The sequence below is a fragment of the Mesorhizobium sp. LNHC232B00 genome (assembly GCF_000502435.1).
Classification (GTDB): domain Bacteria; phylum Pseudomonadota; class Alphaproteobacteria; order Rhizobiales; family Rhizobiaceae; genus Mesorhizobium; species Mesorhizobium opportunistum.
Map to the genome: position 1 here is coordinate 166,904 of NZ_AYWP01000005.1, position 19,111 is coordinate 186,014.

Genomic DNA, 19,111 nt, shown 5'->3' on the forward strand with positions numbered 1-19,111 from the left:
TCACTCAATTGCTTTTGCCGGCTGTTGGAGACGGCGCGGCATTCGCAGCCGATATCCGGGTCTGCTCCTGGTCCGGCAAGGCCGAATAGAGACCCATCATTCGAGCAATGGCATCGTCGGTCTCGGGCCTCAGGTTTCTGCGTATATGCGAGCCATCGCGATAGATGAACTCGCCATTGATGTAGGTCGGGCAATGTCTGTCCAGACACATGCCTTTGACCGGATTGATAAAGACCACGGCATTATCCTGAACGAGCGATCCGAGCGCGGTCACCATCGGCGACCAGGTACGGAAGACTTGCTCGCTGTTCATCTCGGTCGAACAACGCCTAAGCATACCGCTTTCGCGCATCGCCGCGCACGAAGTCAGGTCAATGCCTGGACCGGGCACTTGGCCAATGATTGCGATGCGTCGATCCGGGTTGCTGATTTCCTCGACAAGGCTGCGCAGGCCATCACGCAACAACAGGACTTTATCCGTCCGCTGTCCATCATCAGCAACGACATCGGTGGTGGCAAGACTTGTCCAGGCGGAGGACAACACCACGAGGTCGATGTCTGTCCGCTGTCTCAGCATGCCGACCGCAGCCTTTCGTGACAATGAGCAACTTTCCCGATAGCCGGGGAAATCGGGAAAGTCGCGGTGGACACCCTCCCCGAAGGCGGCGGGGCAGGGGCGATAAAGAAAGAAAGCCGTATTTTCTCCTTTGCCTGCGCTGTCGAATAGCGGGGCGAGATGTTCGGCATGGCTGTCGCCCCACAGCACAGCGTGCCGCGCCGCTTTTTCCCAAGGCGTACCGAACGCGCAAAAGGTGCTGCCCAGCTCAGGAATGCTGACCATTTGCGGGCATGACCAATCCCACATCACATCAAGGCTGCGCATTGCCTCGGCTTCCTTCGAAATCCTGCTGCTGAACCCGCCGGCTTCGAAGATCGCATTGGCGCTCAGGCAAACCATCGCCAGGGCGGTGGTACCAGCGATAAGTGCCCTCGACGGCGGAGCCCGCAAGCGGCGAACGGGTTCCTCGACGAACCGCCAGGATAGATACGCCGCCAACCAGGCCATCGCTATAAGCACGGACGATTCGACCGCTGACGGCAATGCGGTGCCGGCGTAGTGACGGAAGAAGACTAGCATCGGCCAATGCCAGAGGTAGAGACTATAGGAAATCTTGCCCGTCGATCGCAAAGGCGCGCTCGCAAGCAGCGCCGAGATCGTTGACTGCGACCGCGGCCAAACGAGCAGGACAGCGCCGATCACCGGAACGAGCGCGCCAAGGCCCGGAAACGGCTGGCTCGGCGATAGCCAGAGGGTGCTGGCGGCTACCGCGCCAAGGCCGATCAGCCCGAACGCTTCGGATGTACGCCGGCGGCCGATCGGCGGTGCAAAGACGAGTAGGCCGCCGAGGGCCAATTCCCAGGCTCGGCTGAAAGCAACATAGAACGCCTGTTTCGGATCGACCGCTACCAGATGGAGGGAGATCGAGAAGCTGGCTAGCGTGACGATGCAGATCAGCACGACAACCGGTAGGTGGCGGCCGCGTGCCAGCCGGTTGGCAATCAGAAGCAGCACCGGCCATACGAGATAGAACTGCTCTTCGACGCCGAGCGACCAGAGATGGAGCAACGGCAGAAGCGTCGACTCGCGGTCGAAGTAGCCTGTGTTCCAGAGAAAGTAGTAATTACCCAGCCCGAACGTGGAATACGCCGCGCTACGTCCTAGAGCGGCATAATCCCCCGGGAGCAACAGAAACCACCCTGCGACGAGTGAGAGGCTGATCATTACCAGCATCGCCGGCAGTATTCGGCGCATCCGCCTGCCGTAGAATTCGACAAGGGATGGTCCACCGCCTTCCGCCACCAGAAGGCGCGTGATCAAGTAACCAGAAATGACAAAGAAGATATCGACGCCGACGAACCCGCCCGGGAAACCGGGCACCTCAAAATGGAAAAGAATGACGGCGATCACTGCGATTGCGCGCAAGCCGTCGATATCTGGCCGATAGTCGGGTTTCAAAGCGCCTCCCGCAGTGCCGACCAGTTTCATAGCCTGGTTGCGCCACATGAGTCGATGACGGGACATCCGCAGTGGGGCACTCGCGGTTCGATTTACAAGCCGCATTGCGAGAAACGTGGGGATACCCTCACAATTTGTTTCACGCTGGAGCGACGAAAACCTACACATTGGTAGGCATGTGCCAGAATCAGTTCTGCTCTCGTGAGCCACGGCGTCGGACTACTGGCAACATTTCGGATGGGTACTCGTTCATTGGCGATATCAAGATGGCGAAAACTCGATCGCCTTGGTGAAAAAACGGGATTGTTTGCCCTGTCTATGATTGTATAGAAAGACTGTCCCGTGCGTTGCGAGGCCACGGGTCGTTCTGGAGGGTGGCAACTGTGGACAACCATAGCGCGGACATGGTTGAATTCGGCCCGCGAACTCACCTACTGGTTACCGGTGGCGCAGGCTTCGTTGGGTCGGCACTGGTTGATCTGTTGCTGGCGCGCAATTGCAGCGTGACCGTTATCGATGACCTTTCGAACGGCTCGCTTCACAATCTTCCTGCCAGTGATCCCCGCCTAACGATCCGGACCTTCAGGGTTGGTGATCCAGCATACAGTGCGGCGGTTCACGATGAGGTTCGCCAGGCGGACGCCGTGTTCCATCTGGCGAGCCCGATCGGGGTTCAACTGGCCCATAAGGAACGCTTTGCCGTTACCAGCGGCATTCTCGAGTCAGGCTGTGCGATTGTCGAGGCATGCCGACTGCACCAGCGCCCGCTTCTTTATACCTCAAGCTCCGAAGTCTATGGCTCCGGCCGGGACCGGCCAATCACAGAGTCCGATCCCGTGATGACGGATCTCCGGCCGCGGTGGGGCTATGCTGCCGCCAAGGCGGCGGTCGAGCATCTGGTTGCCGGACTGTTTTTCGATTTCGGTATCCCCACCTGGATCGTCAGGCCATTCAACATGGCTGGTCCACGGCAGCGACCGGTGACCGGCTTGGTCTTGCCGGTTTTTGTCAACGCAGCCTTGCGAGGCGAGCCGCTCGTTGTTCACGACGACGGCGAACAGAGGCGGGCATTTCTTCACGTTGCCGACGCCGCCGAAGGGTTACTCCTGATCATCCAATGTCGATCCTTGCGGGGACGACCAGTCAATCTGGGCGGCAGCGAGGCGGTGCAGATCGGCAATCTTGCAAAGATGGTGGTTGAGGCCGCCAAGTCCGGCGCCCCGATCGTCACGAAGCCTTCCACCGCGGTGTATGGCGAGAGGTTTGCCGTAACGTATGATCGCGTACCGGACACCAGTCTTTTGACCACCATGACAGGGTGGCGCCCGCTGCGAAGCACAAACCAGACAATCACCGACAGCATCGAGCACATGCGCACCCAACGAGTGATGGCTTGACGCTTGGCCCATTTGTACCGTTCATCGGGGCCCTGCTCTTAGCGGTTATTGGTGTGTGGCTGTTTGCGCGTCTGGCGACCCGCATCGGAGCGGTCTCAAAGGTCAAGAGCGATCGATGGCACACATCGGGGGAGATCCCTCGACTGGCAGGCCCCGCCATGCTGATCGCGATATCTCCGTGGCTTCCGGTAGAGCATATTCTTCTGCTGGCTGTTTTCTGCTTGATCGGCGCGCTGGATGACGTCCGATCCCTTTCCGCCGGTGCCAAGGCAGCGGCATTGGCCGCTGCGGCTGTATCAGCTGGGATCATCACAGGCGTGTGGTGGGTTCCGATCGTCATTTGGATAGCTTGCAACGCGGTCAACATGCTCGATCATGCCGATGGTCTTGCCGCGAGCGCGGTCGCGGCTGCCTTCCTGGGGCTGGGCGGCGATATCGGGATGGCCGGTGCGGGCGCGTGTGTCGGGTTTCTTTGCTTCAACTATCCGCCCGCCCGCGTTTTTATGGGCGATAGCGGCAGTCTTCTCCTCGGCGCAGCAATCGTGCTTCTTGCTTCGAAAAGAGGTTTTGACGCCTCGCTAGCGTGGATTGCTGTCCCGCTGATTGATGCCATATTCGTAACCTCTCGCCGCTTGCTACAGGGGCGAAGGCCTTGGATGGGCGGCACGGACCACCTTGGTCACACCTTGCTTCGGATTGGTGTGAATCGTCAGATTTTACCGGCTGTTTACGCCGCGGGGGCACTGACGATAGGGCTGATTTTTTCCGCCTAGGCTACCCATAATATAAACCACTCGTAGCGCGAGTGTTGCGAATCCTCGCGCGACAGGATGGTGATATAGCGGTCCTTCCTATCCAGCTTCTGACCACGTTGCAGCTTGCTCGCAATAGTGTCCGCCTTCTGGAGTGCGCCCCGGCACGTGGCCGGTGGGTCGTTTTGCTCGAAACCAGAGCGCCCGAGGTGGGACGCTCCAGAATCTTGTCTGTACTAGGCCTTGGGCTTGCGCTTGGCAGGAACTTTTTTAGCAGAGACCGGCTGCGGTTTGCGTCCTAGCCCCGCCGCCTTCGCAAGCGTTGATCTTTGAGCCGCGTAGTTCGGCGCAACCATCGGGTAATCCGGCTTCAATCCCCATTTCTCGCGATATTCGTCCGGAGCGAGTCCGTAGTGTACCGAGAGATGGCGCTTTAGCGATTTGAATTTCTTCCCGTCTTCGAGGCAGATGATGTAGTCCGGCGCTACCGACCGTTTTGGATTGATGGCTGGCTCCTGTTTAGGCAGCTCGGCCACATTCGGCTGGCCAAGACCTGTCAGTGACGAATGAATCGCCGCGATCAGATCTGGCAACCCAGCAACGGGTAGTGGATTTTGGCTTACATAGGCAGAGACAATGTCTGCAGTTAGCTCCACGAGATCGGCCGTCTGGGCTTCGTTTTGATCGCTCAAGTATCAGCTCCTACGATAGGGATCAAGCTCGCCCCACGCGTCTGTCCTATACCGAAATTGTGAGCGATGCCGAGAGAAATTCCACCATCGGATAATATTAGATGGTTACCGAGACCCAGGCCACAGAGCGCGTCCAATTCGCCTGGGGTTCATGGAAGCTTTTCGAACTTTCTGGGTGGCGCCTCAGTCCGAATTGCGGTTGCTTTTGGACAAAGTGGGACACTAGATTCGGTTTTTGGATAGCTTTGAAGGCATCGACTTCTTGCACAATGCGCCAGATTGCGCGTCAGCACGAAGTTCCGCGCGTGCTACCTTTGAACGGCGGCTTTGCGCCACAAGGAGACCCGTCCTCACTTGGGTTGTAATGTTCCACTCGTGTATATCTGACGCAAAACGATCGGACGGCGGAATGCACGCATCGATCTCCGACAGCGCGGAACGACCTCAACCGTGCAGCGTAGGCCGATAGATCAGCTCTTGGGTAAGGCCGTCAAACGTCCGGCTCTCGATCAGTTCTAGGTCAAAGTCGGCTCCGACGACAAGGACCGGGTCAGTTCCAGTCTTCCCGGTGATCACAGGAAAGATGGTCACCTGAATGCGATCGACGAGACCCGAGGCCATCAGTGCGCGGTTCAGCGACAGACTGCCATGCGAGCGCAAGGGCACCGGCGATTCTGCCTTCAGCCGCGCGACGACGTCGACGGCGTTGCCGCGGACGACCGTTGCGTCCGGCCAGTCGAGGGAGCCCTCAACGGTGCTCGACACTACTGTTGTCGGCAGTGCGCGCAGTTGTGCGTTTAAAGGATCAAGCACCTTCATGGTCCCGGTGCTCGGGCCCATGAACCGCACCCATTGCCGAAATGTGTTGGCCCCAAGGACCATCCGCTGCTTTTGGCTGTAGATGGCGCGGCGATTGTCGAGAAATTCGGGTCCTTGCTTTCCCCAATAGCCACCCCAGTCTGCATCTGGGCCGAACGCACCATAGCCATCAAGGGTGGAGTAGATATCGAAGGTGTAGGTCGCGGCCATTGCGTTCTCCTTGGTGTTCGTCGCGAAGGTCAAAGGATTTCGTGTATTTCGTAACTTACGCCCCCCGGGATACGACCGCCCTGTGCAACGGCGACGATGCTGTTTAGCCACCCATACTTTTCCGAGGAGGTCTCAAAATAGGGGGTCGTTCGCAGATAGTATTCCGATCGACCGACAATATCCCCGCGAGAAAGTCGGTGGTCGACTTCGGCGGAAGCCCTGCGAATGCCGCGGTAAGTCATCAGGATGTGGGCATCATCGTTGGTGACAAGCAGAAGGCGCACGTCTTGCTGAAACGCGCCGTCGGCTCTGACAAGAAGCAGATCCGATCCGATGAGGGGCGAGACGCTGCCATTCAGCCGATCGCCTGCAAACGAGCCGCCGGATACGGGGTAAATGCGACGGCTGCCTGCTGGCGTCCGGCCAAGATCGATCATCGGGTGAAGGGTGATGGACAGATCGAACAACAGGCGCGATTGCAGCGACATTTGGCAACTCCTATTCCGGAGAACTCTCTTGACACCTTCGCCTGCACTGACAAAACGCTCGTTCCTTTCGATCAAAACAAGGAAAACTTATGAAGCGTCCGTCCGTGGAGTCACTGCGGGTTCTCGGCGAATGCGTAAGGTCGGGGAGCTTTGCTGCGGCCGCAGAGACACTCTTCCTGACGCCTGCCGCCGTCAGTCTGCGCATACGCACGCTCGAACAGGAGCTCGGAAAAACGCTGTTCGTGCGACGGGGGCCGCGGGTCGTGCCGACGCCGGATGCGATGGCTCTGGCGAGACGCGTGGACGGAGCTTTGGGTGAGATTGATCTCGCGCTTGAGGAATTTCGTTGCGCGCGCCCGATCATCCGAATTACAGCCCCACCCACCTTTGTGTCGCGCTGGCTTGCTTCCCGGGTCGAGCGATATCAAAGGGATAATCCCGATGGAGCCATTGAACTGGATGTCTCGGCTGACCTCCGATCGAAGGACAGCTTCGACATCGCGATTCGCACTGGAAAGACTGGCCGCTGGCCGGGGTGGCAGGCACATGCTCTTTTTCCGGTCGACCTTACGCCGATGCTGTCTGCGGATTTGGCAAGTCGTCACTGCCTTCGACACGTCTCGGATTTGGCCAACTGCGTGCTGCTGCCGCACCCCGACTGGGCGCGATGGTTGCGGGAGGCAGGTGCTGCTGAGGACGTTCGGTTTCAGTATACCGGTATCGAGTATCCAAGCCACGACCTAAACGCGGACGCCGCGGTTGCCGGCAATGGCGTGGCGCTGCTTCCGCGCCAACTATTCAAGCCCATGCTTAACGAGGGACGCCTCGTTGCCCCGTTCGACCATGTGATCGGCGATCCACATTGGCATTTCGCGCTGCTGCACGAAGGTGAGACGCGGCCAGAGCTAACCAGCCTGCTCGTCTGGCTATGCTCGCAGGCCGGACTAGCCGACCGCCTCGCCGCCTAGCGGACGGGGACAGTCGGTCCCCGCGTCGCGTCCTGCGGCCGGCGCTATGCTGACGCTTTTACGGCTGTCCCGTTAACCGCCCGCGGCGGGGGCGAATTTCCTCCGTCCTGCGCGCGACAACGTCCCTGTTGCGGACGCGCGCAGGACTGCGGTTTATACGCCGTTTCTTCCTCAGAGGAGGCAGCCGCATCTGCGGTGCCGGCGAGCTTCTACACCCGTGCCTTCGGCGCGAGGTTCAGGCAGCATTTCTTGCGCAATGGTGCCACGCCTCCCGGCAAACCGCCGCATCAATGATCCAACAAGAGTTTGCAATGCAGTTTCTCGCGGAAGGGGCCCTCGATCGCACTGCGCCGCTTGTTCGGAGCGATCAGTGATGGGTAAAGAGCTGAAAATATCCGAAAAATTCGGTATTTCACATATTTTCCAAGATATACTCGTAGGTGCGCCTGGTATCTCCTAGTGTTGATGCGGTGAAACCGTATTTTATCTAGGGATGAATCATGGGTTTTGATGGAAAAGTGGCGCTGGTAACTGGCTCCAGTCGAGGGATAGGCCGTGCAATCGCGGAGCGTTACGCTGCCCGAGGCGCCAAGGTTGTCCTGAACTATGCAAGCAACAGTGCTCTGGCCGAACAGGCCGCGGCGGATATCGTTCGCAGCGGCGGTCACGCGACTGCGATCCAGGCGGACATCGCCCGCGTAAGCGACATTAGGCGACTGTTTGATACAGCGCTTCAAACGTACGGTCGGCTCGACATCGTAGTCGCCAACGCGGGCATAGAACTGGTCGCCAAACCCGTGGATGATTTCACGGAGCCGGATTTTGACCGACTGTTCGCGGTCAACGCCAAAGGCACCTTCTTTACCCTCCAGCAAGCTGCTCGCTGCGTGGCTGACAATGGGAGGATCATCTATGTCGGTACGAGCAATACGGCTTTTCCGCTGCCTGGTCGGGGGCTCTACGGAGGGAGCAAGATTGCCGCTCAGTTTCTGGTCCAGGTTCTGGCCAAGGAGATCGGCCACCGTGGAGTTGCCGTAAATTCGATACTGCCCACCGCCATCGAGGGGGCGGGGATATTCACTGATGGTGTGCGTTCGGAAGTACGCGAGTTCGTGAAATCGTTCAGACCGATGCAAAGGATGGGATCGGTAGAGGACGTTGCCGACGCTGCCGAATATCTCGCCGGCGATCTGGCTGGGTTCGTTAGCGGCCAGCATCTGTTGGTCAGCGGCGGCGGACCAGCGTGAGGCAGCAATGCAAGCGCAGTTTTTCCAACGTCGCGCTGGGAGGTGGCCGACTTGTCTTCACCCCGGTGCATTCGCGAGCTCGAGGGTGGAGCGGCAACCGCATTGAAACCATGCCGCAGGCTAGGTGGACTTCACCATCGATAACGCCATCAGGCGCTTTGGCTGAATAGCTTCGTTGACGCGCCGGCAATGACTCGGTGCTGGCCAGGATTTGTAAGTCGGAGGAAACCATGGAATTCAACACCGGGACTATTGGCCGTCGTGACACTGAGAATGCTGGGCACGAGAAGCTGGGAGATTTCTCCCGTCCATCTCACGTTACCTCACTCGTGGAATTTGCCGCTTCCGTGGCACACGAGACCAACCAGCCGCTTGCCGCGGTTATCACCAACGGCGAAGCCGGCATCCGTTGGCTAGGTCGCGGCCTACCGAACATTGAGGCAGCCCGTACCTCACTCGAAAGGGTCGTGAGCAATGCGAGGCGGGCAAGTGACGTCATCGACCGTTTGCGCGCGCTGGCGCGAAACGCCGATGCCGAGCATTTTCCGCTCAGCGTCAATGATATTATCGACGAGACACTGCTTCTCCTGCAGCGCGAACTTGTCGAGCATCGGATCGAGGTCAGCCTGTCGCTAGATCCGATTTTACCGCGGGTGCTTGGTGACCGGGTCCAATTGCAACAGGTGATCATCAATCTGGTTATTAATGCAATTCAGGCCATGGACGCTGTCGACGGCCGTGTGCTCCAGATCGCCAGCCAAAGTGCGGAGGGCCGCGTCGTCATAGAAGTTATGGACAATGGGCAAGGCTTCGCCCCTGCTAATTCCTTGAAGCTCTTCAACGCCTTCTACAGCACCAAGACCGAAGGCATGGGCATGGGGCTTTCGATCTGTCGCTCGATCGTCGAGGCGCACAACGGTGAGATCACGGCCTCGGCCGGTAACAAATGCGGTTCCACTTTCACGATCCGGCTCCCCATTCACGCGTAGGCAATCGCACGTGAATGAATTTGGCACATCTGCGATATGCGGATACTCATTTCGGGTCTAGCTCTTTGGAAAAACCGATAACTTGCGGAATAGATAAAGAAAACAATTAAATATTTGTGACGGTTATTGGCAAAATCAGAACTGACATTTTCACGGATACGGTGGCTATAAAGTTGTATATTGTTATATATTTCGGATACCAATGCTAAATTTCTAGCCTATTTGCCGGTTATGCGTCGTCTCAAATTTTTCTATTGAATTTTACTCCGTTGATGTCACTTTGTATCTCATCAGGATAGGTTACGTGGATTTCACCGAGCGGGTCCGTCCTCATGGAAACGTTGGAAAAAGAACCGGGCGGCGACTATAGCCGGAAACTGACTGAATTCGTTGGCTCGTCGGCGGCCCGTAGCCATTTTCACAGCAGACTGAAGAGCGGGTTTCTCTCCGTCTCGGAAATCCAGTCCGTCACGGCCCCATCCGGCCTCAGTGCTTCACTTGGCTGCGACGAGGCGTACCAGATCGTGCTTCATCTGCAGCACGTTCGGCAAGAGTTCTGGCTCAACGATCGATTTGCATCGGGCAATCCTGCCGAGGCGGGCAATACCTATGTCATCGATCTGAGGCAGGATCCTCGCGTCGTTCAAAACGATGCCGGCCATACCGTGCATTTCCATATGCCGATTTCAAGCATGAAGGCATACGCGGAACGCAACGACATGCCGGCATTCGTGGAGCTTACGCATTCCCCAACAGTCGGCTTCGATGACCCAGTGATACGTCACCTGGGCGCGGCGGCCGTCGCTGCATTCGATCGCCCGGCGATGACAGGAGACCTGCTCATCGACACCATACTTGACGCTGCCTGCTTCAGTGTCATGGGCAGATATGGCACTTCAAGGAGGGCCACTCGCCCACGGTCATGTGGTTTGGCGCCGTGGCAGGAGCGTCGTGCAAAGGAATTGATCGACACGTGCCTGGATGTCTCCTTGGCGCAGCTGGCGCAGGAGTGCGGGCTGTCGGTGGAGCATTTCGGTCGAGCTTTCAAGCGATCAACCGGAATGGCGCCGCATCAATGGCAGCTTGAGCGCCGTACGAGGCGCGCCAAGACACTGCTCGCCGATTCAGTTCATTCGATCGCCGAGATCGCACTCGCGTGCGGGTTCTCGAGCCAAAGTCATTTTTCGACCGCCTTCAGACAAAATGCCGGCGTCAGCCCAGGGCATTGGCGCCGATTACAGGCTTTGGGCAGCGGTTCAAACACGATCTGATCCGCCGTCGGACCCCAGCGCCGGCAGCGTCGGGCGCGACCCGAAGATGTTCTCGACGCGATGGCCGTATTCGCGGGCTGCAAGATCACCCAATTGGGCCGCGGCAATGATCTCGCACATAGCGGCGGCCTGTGGCCGGGTTTTCGCCCCTGACGTGTTTGACGGGATGGCTGAGTATTAGCCTAAGGCACTTCCTCAGCCATTGAGAGTTCACGTGCCGTGGGCCGTACGGCCTGTCTCGAAGAGGAACCAGATCCTGCGCTCGGCCTCGTCAATCCACACCTCGATAAGACTGGTCGTGGCGACATCACTGTGTTCTTCCGCCGTCGCATGGGCCGAGCGCAGAAACGCGACCAGTTGCCGGTTGTCGCTTGCCAGCTCGGCCATCATGTCTGCAGGTGTGACGAACTCGGCGTCGTTGTCCGGAATCCGCTGAACGCGGCCGATATGGCCGACAGATCTGAGCGTGGTTCCTCCCAGCTTGCGGGCGCGTTCGGCGATGGTGTCGGTCATCGCGAAGATCTCGGCGCCCTGTTCGTCCAGCAGAAGGTGGTAATCACGGAAATGCGGGCCCGACATATGCCAGTGGAAATTCTTGGTCTTCAGATAAAGCGCGAAAGTATCGGCAAGCAGGGTGGTGAGCGCTGCTGCGATATCCTTGGTGGCATTCGCGCCGAGATCGGTGGGTGTTCGAAGTGGTGCTGTGCGCATAGTCATGGTCATGACCTCTTCCAGGTTGGTCGGGTTGATGTCAGCTATTGAACAGGATCGATGGTGTTGATGCGCGACACCAGCAAGGGATCGATTTCAGTGAAGGGGAAGGGAGGCAAGTCGGACTCGGCGACGCCGAAAGCGGCCGTGAGGACATCGCGCGGATAAGCATTGATCAGCGAGCGAAAGCCGACGTCTCCGGGGGAGACCTGATCAAAAAAGATCAAGAGATGGAGCATTCCCTCGCCGACATTCTCGATATGGTGAGGATAAGCCCGCGGGATGAAGTATGCGTCGCCGGGACCGATGAGATAGGTGTCGGCTCGTCCGTCGGGATCCAGGATGGTCATACGCGCGTGGCCGGCGGCCACATAACCCATCTCGGCGGTTCGCGGGTGCCAATGCGGCTCGCGCATTCCCTTCTGGCTTATGGTCACGGAGAACATTGCGATGTCTTGCAGGACTGGCCAGAGCGCGGCTTTGGTGGTGTGCGCGGTGCCCGCCGGGAAATCGATCTGGGGCGGCGTTGCTTCCACGCTGTATTTATACCGATTGACGTGACGTGCCTGCTCTTCGACGATCGGCTGACGTGCAACCGCAACAATGTTGCCGCTTGGCGTCAACCGCTCGAGCCGTGCAAAGGCCGATGCCGGCAGATCGTAGGTGTTGCCAAGCACAGCATCGGTCATGGCGCCGAACGCCGCCTTGATGCCGAAATCCTCGGGTTTCTCGTGCGAGAAGGCAAGCACGAACTCGGCGTTGCCGTCGCCGATGTTTTCGATGCTGTGCATGGCACCTGACGGCACGAAAAACATTTCGCCGGGTGCGACTGTGAAGCATTCCCGCTCCGCGTGATTGCCAGCGATCGTGATCAGCGCCTTGCCGCGGAGGCAATATCCAAGCTCGTGCGCATTGGCGTGCCAATGAGGCTCTCGCAAGCCTTGCGGGCGCAACAGCAGGTGGCGCATTGAAAGGCCGCGAAGCATGGGCAAATCGGCTCCGTCCATATGTGTGATGAAGCCATGGGAACCACTGGATCTTGGCGGTCGCTTTGCGAGCGATACAACGTGGCGGGATCTGGAATCGGTGCTAGCCATTGTGCTTCCCATCATCGGTAAGTCGATCGACAGGAAGCTAGAACGAACGTTGCTCCGGCAATATCGGATGCTGGTTTGGTCGGCTCATACATCCATATGTGGCAACCAATACGGTTTGGCTAAGCCGTGCTCCAGACGGATTATTTCTCGCCAGATCCCAACCCCTTAGCGTCGGAGTACCGTGTAACCGCAGCAAACAGGGCTGGCTCCGTGAAAACCACCCATGCCTTCACCCCCGGCCCAGGGCTTCCCGTTACGCTGGCATTCGTCGCCGGTTATGTCGATGCTTTTACCTTCCTGGCTTTCGCGGGATTCTTCGTCGCCCAGGCGACCGGCAGCTTCGTCGTCGCCGGTTCCGAGCTGGTCGACCCCAGCGCTGGCGTTGGTCTGAAGACATTGGCAATACCGGTGTTCGTTCTTGCCGGGATGATAGTGACCGGTGTCGTCAGGAAGGTTGCGGGCGAGGGGCATTGGGCTCTGGTTGTGGCACTCGTCCTGGAGGCGTTGTTGCTGACGGGCTTGGCAGCTACCGCTCTATTCGGAGACCCGAAAAACTTGGGGGTTGCACCGGCTTTGTTGGGTCTGGCGGCCATGGGGATACAGAGCGCCGCCGCGCGCCTCCTGCTCTCCGGTTACGGATCGACCAACGTGATGACTTCCAACACGACCCAACTGTCGATCGATCTGGCGGACAGTCTGCTCACCGGCCGTGTTCCCCCGAGACTGCTGCAGACGGCGGCTATCATGCTAGGCTTCCTGCTCGGCGTGGCGACCGGTGCCGTGGTGTTCAGAGCCGTGGGCCTGGGCGGCCTGGGGCTAGCGATCGCGATCATTCTTGGCGCGGCGCTCGTAACGGCTCGCAGCGCTTGTGTCGACAGGAAACTGTGATGATCCCTTCGACTGGTCAGCGGTCATTCACCTAGGAGACTCGATCGGCGGACCTTCTGCGCAAGCTCCCTATGCAGCTGGCGTTCGGGAGATCCTGGAGTGTTGGTCCAAAGGCCGACCCATCCGTGCGGAATATCAGATCGTCGATGGCAGAAAACTGGCAGGCGCCGGCGCGCACGGTACCGGAGATTCGACCATAAACTCCCAGGAGCCCGCCGCCCTAAAAGAGACTGACACCGGTTCACCGGGCGCCAAACGGCCGTCAAGTCTCTGACGGCCTTATTCGTCATTCAGCTTGGCGGTGCGCTGAAGTGCTGGTGCGCTCGTCCCGATTGCCTGGTCGGGTGGTCCGTCAGGCGGGATGCTTCGGTTGCCGGACGTGTAATTCCCCGAACTTGCAAGAAACGCCTAGCATATCGAGAAAGACCGTCGGGGCATCATCGTTCGACCGGGTTCGCAGGATCACGGCAGTGGCTGGCTGTCGCCTTTGGGGTTCTGGACACGGGGTCGATTGGCGGAGATCGCCGCAGCCGCCGGGAGCTGTCGTTGCCAGGCGTGGGAACGCGCCCGGAAGCCAATTCCATCGCGATCTAAAAGCAAGTGGCCCAGGCATCGGTGTCGCCGCTCGGAACGGATCTCGCACGGGAGGGCGATGCGAGCTCGCGAGCAGAAATCCTCATGCCGTGGGGGACGACGGCGGAGGTTATGGCTTTTCCGGCGCGACGCCCGGATGCCTGGGCCATCATCAATGTTGCCGATGCGAACAAGATATTCTTTTCCAAATGCCGCGGCGATTTCAGGATCGCCCGTCGCGCACCGCTGATCCGGCAAGATGCCTATCCCGGCACGCCGCCCATGACGGAAGGTGCCCCAGGTGTCAGTCCCACCTCTAGGAGGCCGACTTCTTGCTGGTCAGCGCAACCGCCAATGCGCACGCCAGAAGGATGCAGCCGATGACATAGAAGGCGTCGGAAAAGGCGAGGATCAATGATTGCCGCGCCACGAGCTCTCCCAGCACGACCTCGGCCTGATGACGCGCAAGATCGCTGTCGGAGGTATCGTGAGCCAGAAAGTATTGCTGCATTCCGGACAGGAACTGCTGAGTGCTGGTGCCATACGGTGTCACCGATTGCCCGATTATGTTGGAATGGAACTGCTCGCGCTTGCTGATGACCGTAGCCAGGGCAGCGGTTCCGACAGCTCCGCCAAGACTGCGCATCATATTGAAGACACCTGAAGCGGCGCTCGACAGTTCCCTTGGAATGCCCATCATTGCAATGCCGACCAGCGGTGCAATCACGACGGCCTGGCCTATGGCGCGAATGATGTTGGCGTTCATCAATTGATGGCCGCTGTCATTGAAGCTGAGATGTGAGTTCAGGAAACAGCTGGCGGCAAAGATCGCGAGCCCAATGCCGACGATGAGGCGCGAATCAAAATGCTTTTGCAGCAAGGGTACAAACGGGATGATCAGAAGTTGGGGGAGGCCAGCCCAAGCAAGGACCAGACCAACCTGGCCGGCATCGTACCCCTGCACTTCCTGCAGAAAGCTCGGGAGGACATAGAGTGAGCCGAACAGCGCGGCGCCGACACCGATATTGGCCAGCGTGCCGAGCGCGAAGTTGCGATTGGCAAGGATGCGAAGCTGCACGGCCGGTTTCTCGACGGTCAGTTCGATCGCCACGAAAATCGCCACGGCCACCACAGCGACGACCGACAGATGCACGATCGACGGCGCATCGAACCAGCCACGCTGGTTGCCTTCGTCAAGCACAGTCTGGAGACAAGCAAGCCCGACGGCCATGAAGCCTATGCCCCACCAATCGCCCTCCCGAAGCAGGCTCAGGTTCATTTTCTGCCGTTCGAGCGTGGGATATAGCAGGCAAATCATCAGCCCGCCCGGAATGACGTTTACGAAGAAGATGTACTGCCATCCGAAGTTGTCGGTGAGATAGCCGCCGATCGTTGGCCCTATGGCCGGTCCGAAAGTTGCCGTCATCGCGAATGCGGCCAGTCCGGCCGGCTGTTGTCGTGGGGGCAGTGTTGTGAGGGCGCGCGTAAATGCCATCGGTATCATTACGCCGCCTGTGAGGCCCTGGAACCCGCGCAGGATGATCATTTGATCGAGATTGCCGGCAAACGCGCAGCCGACCGAGAACACCAGGAACAGGCACGTGCAGCCGAGCAGGAACCGGCGAAAGGAAAAGACACGGCTCAGGAAGTCCGTCAGCGGGATCATGATGATCTCGCCGATCAGGTAGGAAGTCGAGATCCACGTCCCGTTGTCGACGCCGGTGCCGATTCCGCCCTCTATCTGAGGGAGCGAGGAGTTGGTGATCTGGATGTCCAATACGGCCATGAGGGCGCCTACCATGCACCCGAACACCGAGATCCATGCACGCAGGCTGGCAGCCTGCTGATCGCCGGCGAAAGTATTTCGATCTTGCAAAACCATCGTGGCGTCCGCCGCTAATTCTCGGTCGTGGTGGCGGTGGCCTCGCGGATGTCGATCGTTGTCGTAACGGACATGCCGGGGAGCAGTGATCCTGCTAGAGGGTCCGTGTTGTCGATCGAGATTTTCACCGGAATGCGCTGGACGATCTTGGTGAAGTTGCCGGTGGCGTTGTCTGGCGGCAGCAGTGCGAATTCCTGGCCGCTGGCCGGAGCGATGCTGTTGACGGTTCCACGCACCGGCTGGCCCGCAAACGCATCGACGTCGATTCTCACCGGCTGGCCAGGTCTGACGTCGGCAAGCTGCGTCTCCTCATAGTTGGCGATGATGTAGGCCTTTGCCGTCGGCACGATCGCAAGGAGTTGCATGCCCGGTTGAACGTAGAGCCCAAGCCTGATCTCGCGCATCCCGACGACGCCATCGACCGGAGCGGTTATGACCGTATAACCAAGGTTGACCCTGGCCTGCTCGAGGACGGCCTGATTGTGCAGCAAGGTCGCATTGGCTTCCGCCTGCTGCGCATTGAGCGTGCCGACCTGCTTCTGTGCCGCCTCTAAAGCTGCCTTGTCCTTGGCCACGACCGCATCCGCCGACCCGCTTTGCGACGTGGCCTCTTGTGCATCCTGTACCGTCCCGAACCCTGACTTTGCCAAGGTACCGAAGCGCGTTTTGTTCTGGTCCGCATAGAGCTGGGCGGCCTGATCCGCCCTGACGGCAGCGTTCGCTTCATCGATAAGTGCCTGCTGCTCGATCAATTCTGCCTTGATGGTGGCGATCGTGGCCTGTGCCTCGGCCACATCCGCCGTTGCCTGATCCACAGCCGCCTGGTACTCGCGCTGGTCGATCGTCGCCAGCACGTCGCCTGCCTTCACATGCTGATTGTCACGCACTCGGATCGTCGCCAAATGACCGGCGACCTGAGGCGCGATTGTCACCACGTTTGCCTGTACGTAAGCGTCGTCGGTCGATTGTTCGAACCGCCATACGGTCCAGTATTGCCAGCCTACATAGGCGGCACCGCCGAGCGCGAGTATCCCGACCGTGCTGAGCAAAATCAGCCTGGGAAGTCGTCGCGGCTTCGGCGTTTCCGGCGCTGGCGACGAATTTTCCATCGTCGATGCGGCGTGGCTGACAGCGCTCATGAATGCTCCCGACGCAAGGTCTGTTTGTGCGGATAATGCTTCAGCGTCGCGCAGCGATCTTTCAGAAATCCCGTGTGCTTTTTTCAAAGCACACGCCCATCGCTTACTGCGCCTGTCGGGAGGGCGCTGCGGTGCATTCAGCCAGGGCGGCGACATCGCCGGCCACGGCCGGGCAAATTCAGTGCGGCATATCCATCCAAAAGCTGTGGATCGTAACCCGGTGGCTAGCGAGAAGTTCGCAGCAGCCATCCGGCCGGTGCTTTCTCGAAAATCCATTCTCCTGAGTGGAATACGCCTCGTATTCCACAGTCTAGGCAGGATGGGATCTGGCACCTGCAGGAGAAAACAAGATGGATGACTTGAATGCGGTTCAGCACCAGGCAGCGGCCATCTGTCTTCGCGACAGTGATATCCAGGCCGCAACGCGTTGCTTGGTCACGGATTGGTTCACGAGATCGAACTGCGTTGGACCGGCTGAGAATCTTGAACCGGAGCGCTTCGGTTTGCTCTCGCCCTATCTCGCCAAGGCCGCCGTGCTCGAAAATGGCGATGATTTCCTTTTCGTGCGATGGGGCCAAGCGATGAGCTTGCTCTGCGGCGGTGACCGTTGCGGTGATCGGCTGTCGACACTTTCGCAGCCAAGCCGCAGCCATCTTCGACGCGTATGCGTGCGAGCGTTGTCTTCCCGTTCGCCGGCATTGAATCGGGCGACGTGGGTCCTGGATGGGGAGGTATGGCATTGCACGTTGCTGGCGATGCCTGCTCAAAGCGACCGCCCGTCTGTCAGCTCCTTGGTAATCGCTCTTATTTTTGCGCCACATCCGATGTTTGCCGACAAAATTGTGCCAGAAGGATTTGGCTGGCCAGCAGCTGTAGTCAGGGGCGGGATCCACAAGGTCGGACAATCAGCGGCAATCATGCCAACTGAACCCCGGACAACGAGGAACGTCTTCCAGTTTCTTCGGCTTCGCTGTCGGCAATGAGAAAGCCGAAGGCTCGCGAAGGTGTCGTTCGTCGAGGACGTTCGAATGTGTCACCAGAGCCTTGCCAGGTCCATTCAGCGTGATCACCGAAGACGGCGTGAACGGTTCCAGCCCGGCCTGGCAGATTGCAGAACCGGGCGGGTGGATGATCAAGGGGCATGCCGCCATGGGAGAGGAGGAGAGCCAGACGCCTCGCATGGCCTGACTCTGTCTGAAATGCGGGCCACCTGAGCCCGCGCGGTGGCGAGCGTAGCCCGTCACCGAAGCTCGTTGTTCTTCATGCGAAGTGTTTATTGATCGCGCGCCAGCGACCCGGGGTCGTGCCGGCAAATCTCTTGAACACAGTGGTGAAATGAGCCTGTGTCTGGAACCCGACATCAAAGGCGATATCGACAAGGCTGTTTCTGGTCTGCATCAGCAGCTCCTTCGACCGCTCAACACGTCGCCGAAGAATGTAATCGTGTGGACGAAGGCCGGTTGCAATCCGAAACCGAGCTGCGAAATACATGCGGCTAAGGCCGGCGGCCTTCGCCATGTCAGCGAGCGAGATCGGTTCGTCGAGGTGCTCCTCTATCCAGGCTGTCACCCGGTTCAACCGCCATTTCTGAAGCGCATCTGTCGGCTCTTCCTGGTCATTCGACCGCAGCCTGAGCCATCGCGCGACCAATGCGAGCCGGATGGCGTCGCAATAGACCCCATGGTCACTCTCGTCGCACTTCGACATGTCGAGCTGGCTAAGCAGCCGCTGCATCACCGGGTCGGCTGCCACAGCATCGCAGGCCGTTGAAAACGGCAGACCGGCGTCGGCCGGAGCTCTAGCGGCAACTTCCGCGGACAGTGACAGCACCACACCCATGTGCGGCAGACCTATCATGAAGGTCGATTCCGCGATCGCCGGTGGCGGGGGTCTAACCACGCGGACTGGAGCACCCGCACCCGCGTGCAACACGTGCGCGGCTTTTGCTGCAAGCAGGCCAAAGGGCGCAGA

General features: G+C 59.1%; 19 protein-coding genes. 9 read left to right on the forward strand and 10 right to left on the reverse strand.

Features of this window, described 5'->3' with window-relative positions:
- Window positions 1–4: 4 nt before the first annotated feature.
- Entirely contained in the window at window positions 5–2,047 is a 2,043-nt protein-coding gene (locus X743_RS1000000169800) for an acyltransferase family protein (protein WP_198028427.1), read from the reverse strand.
- 353 nt (window positions 2,048–2,400) lie between these two features.
- On the opposite strand from X743_RS1000000169800, the gene X743_RS0135725 reads away from it, so the two are divergent.
- Both X743_RS0135725 and X743_RS159535 read left to right on the forward strand, forming a co-directional pair.
- Window positions 2,401–3,414, forward strand: a complete 1,014-nt coding sequence (locus tag X743_RS0135725; protein ID WP_023764975.1) for an NAD-dependent epimerase/dehydratase family protein — start codon at window positions 2,401–2,403, stop codon at window positions 3,412–3,414.
- Between the two features lie 158 nt (window positions 3,415–3,572).
- Complete coding sequence (locus X743_RS159535) at window positions 3,573–4,187, forward strand: undecaprenyl/decaprenyl-phosphate alpha-N-acetylglucosaminyl 1-phosphate transferase (RefSeq protein WP_245264190.1); 615 nt, start codon at window positions 3,573–3,575, stop codon at window positions 4,185–4,187.
- A 215-nt stretch (window positions 4,188–4,402) separates the two neighbouring features.
- Here the strand turns inward: X743_RS159535 and X743_RS159530 are convergent, their stop codons facing one another.
- From X743_RS159530 to X743_RS159520, 3 genes are all read right to left on the reverse strand, one after another.
- Window positions 4,403–4,858 carry a MucR family transcriptional regulator gene (locus X743_RS159530; RefSeq protein WP_023764977.1) on the reverse strand — a complete coding sequence of 152 codons (456 nt, stop codon included), beginning with the start codon at window positions 4,856–4,858 and terminating at the stop codon, window positions 4,403–4,405.
- Window positions 4,859–5,302: 444 nt separating this feature from the next.
- Window positions 5,303–5,887, reverse strand: coding sequence for a dihydrofolate reductase family protein (locus tag X743_RS159525; RefSeq protein WP_023764978.1), 585 nt, complete (start codon window positions 5,885–5,887; stop codon window positions 5,303–5,305).
- Between the two features lie 29 nt (window positions 5,888–5,916).
- A complete protein-coding gene (locus X743_RS159520; RefSeq protein ID WP_023764979.1) occupies window positions 5,917–6,375 on the reverse strand; it encodes a DUF3237 domain-containing protein in 459 nt (152 codons plus the stop codon).
- 89 nt (window positions 6,376–6,464) lie between these two features.
- On the opposite strand from X743_RS159520, the gene X743_RS159515 reads away from it, so the two are divergent.
- The 4 genes from X743_RS159515 (at window position 6,465) to X743_RS0135730 (ending at window position 10,850) form a co-directional block, all read left to right on the forward strand.
- A complete protein-coding gene (locus X743_RS159515; RefSeq protein ID WP_023764980.1) occupies window positions 6,465–7,343 on the forward strand; it encodes a LysR substrate-binding domain-containing protein in 879 nt (292 codons plus the stop codon).
- 500 nt (window positions 7,344–7,843) lie between these two features.
- Window positions 7,844–8,590 (forward strand): SDR family oxidoreductase, encoded by a 747-nt coding sequence (locus X743_RS159510; RefSeq protein WP_023764981.1) that lies wholly within the window; start codon window positions 7,844–7,846, stop codon window positions 8,588–8,590.
- Window positions 8,591–8,820: 230 nt separating this feature from the next.
- The gene (locus tag X743_RS159505) at window positions 8,821–9,579 is read left to right on the forward strand and encodes an ATP-binding protein (protein WP_023764982.1); all 759 of its coding nucleotides are present in this window, start codon (window positions 8,821–8,823) and stop codon (window positions 9,577–9,579) included.
- 332 nt (window positions 9,580–9,911) lie between these two features.
- Window positions 9,912–10,850 carry an AraC family transcriptional regulator gene (locus tag X743_RS0135730; protein ID WP_051508517.1) on the forward strand — a complete coding sequence of 313 codons (939 nt, stop codon included), beginning with the start codon at window positions 9,912–9,914 and terminating at the stop codon, window positions 10,848–10,850.
- Here X743_RS0135730 and X743_RS1000000173910 read toward each other — a convergent pair.
- The 3 genes from X743_RS1000000173910 to X743_RS159495 all read right to left on the reverse strand — a co-directional run bounded on the left by X743_RS1000000173910 (window position 10,836) and on the right by X743_RS159495 (window position 12,673).
- On the reverse strand, window positions 10,836–10,970 hold the full coding sequence (locus X743_RS1000000173910; protein WP_280801286.1) for a hypothetical protein: 135 nt from the start codon (window positions 10,968–10,970) through the stop codon (window positions 10,836–10,838). The two genes, X743_RS0135730 and X743_RS1000000173910, sit on opposite strands and share 15 nt — an antisense overlap.
- Window positions 10,971–11,060: 90 nt before the next feature.
- On the reverse strand, window positions 11,061–11,573 hold the full coding sequence (locus X743_RS159500; RefSeq protein WP_031257595.1) for a DNA starvation/stationary phase protection protein: 513 nt from the start codon (window positions 11,571–11,573) through the stop codon (window positions 11,061–11,063).
- Window positions 11,574–11,605: 32 nt separating this feature from the next.
- On the reverse strand, window positions 11,606–12,673 hold the full coding sequence (locus tag X743_RS159495; RefSeq protein WP_156934402.1) for a cupin domain-containing protein: 1,068 nt from the start codon (window positions 12,671–12,673) through the stop codon (window positions 11,606–11,608).
- 195 nt (window positions 12,674–12,868) lie between these two features.
- On the opposite strand from X743_RS159495, the gene X743_RS1000000169805 reads away from it, so the two are divergent.
- Entirely contained in the window at window positions 12,869–13,546 is a 678-nt protein-coding gene (locus tag X743_RS1000000169805; protein ID WP_198028428.1) for a YoaK family protein, read from the forward strand.
- Window positions 13,547–14,435: 889 nt separating this feature from the next.
- Here X743_RS1000000169805 and X743_RS159490 read toward each other — a convergent pair.
- Window positions 14,436–16,001: an MDR family MFS transporter gene (locus X743_RS159490; RefSeq protein ID WP_032922938.1), complete on the reverse strand. Its 1,566-nt coding sequence runs from the start codon at window positions 15,999–16,001 to the stop codon at window positions 14,436–14,438.
- Window positions 16,002–16,015: 14 nt separating this feature from the next.
- A complete protein-coding gene (locus tag X743_RS159485) occupies window positions 16,016–17,416 on the reverse strand; it encodes an HlyD family secretion protein (RefSeq protein ID WP_280801287.1) in 1,401 nt (466 codons plus the stop codon).
- A gap of 74 nt (window positions 17,417–17,490) precedes the next feature.
- Here X743_RS159485 and X743_RS1000000171980 point away from each other — a divergent pair, with 74 nt between their 5' ends.
- Both X743_RS1000000171980 and X743_RS1000000173915 read left to right on the forward strand, forming a co-directional pair.
- Window positions 17,491–18,123, forward strand: coding sequence for a hypothetical protein (locus X743_RS1000000171980; protein WP_156934403.1), 633 nt, complete (start codon window positions 17,491–17,493; stop codon window positions 18,121–18,123).
- Window positions 18,124–18,202: 79 nt separating this feature from the next.
- Complete coding sequence (locus tag X743_RS1000000173915) at window positions 18,203–18,328, forward strand: hypothetical protein (protein ID WP_023764990.1); 126 nt, start codon at window positions 18,203–18,205, stop codon at window positions 18,326–18,328.
- 72 nt (window positions 18,329–18,400) lie between these two features.
- Here the strand turns inward: X743_RS1000000173915 and X743_RS159480 are convergent, their stop codons facing one another.
- A complete protein-coding gene (locus tag X743_RS159480) occupies window positions 18,401–18,997 on the reverse strand; it encodes an AraC family transcriptional regulator (RefSeq protein ID WP_051508519.1) in 597 nt (198 codons plus the stop codon).
- Between the last annotated feature and the right edge of the window lie 114 nt (window positions 18,998–19,111).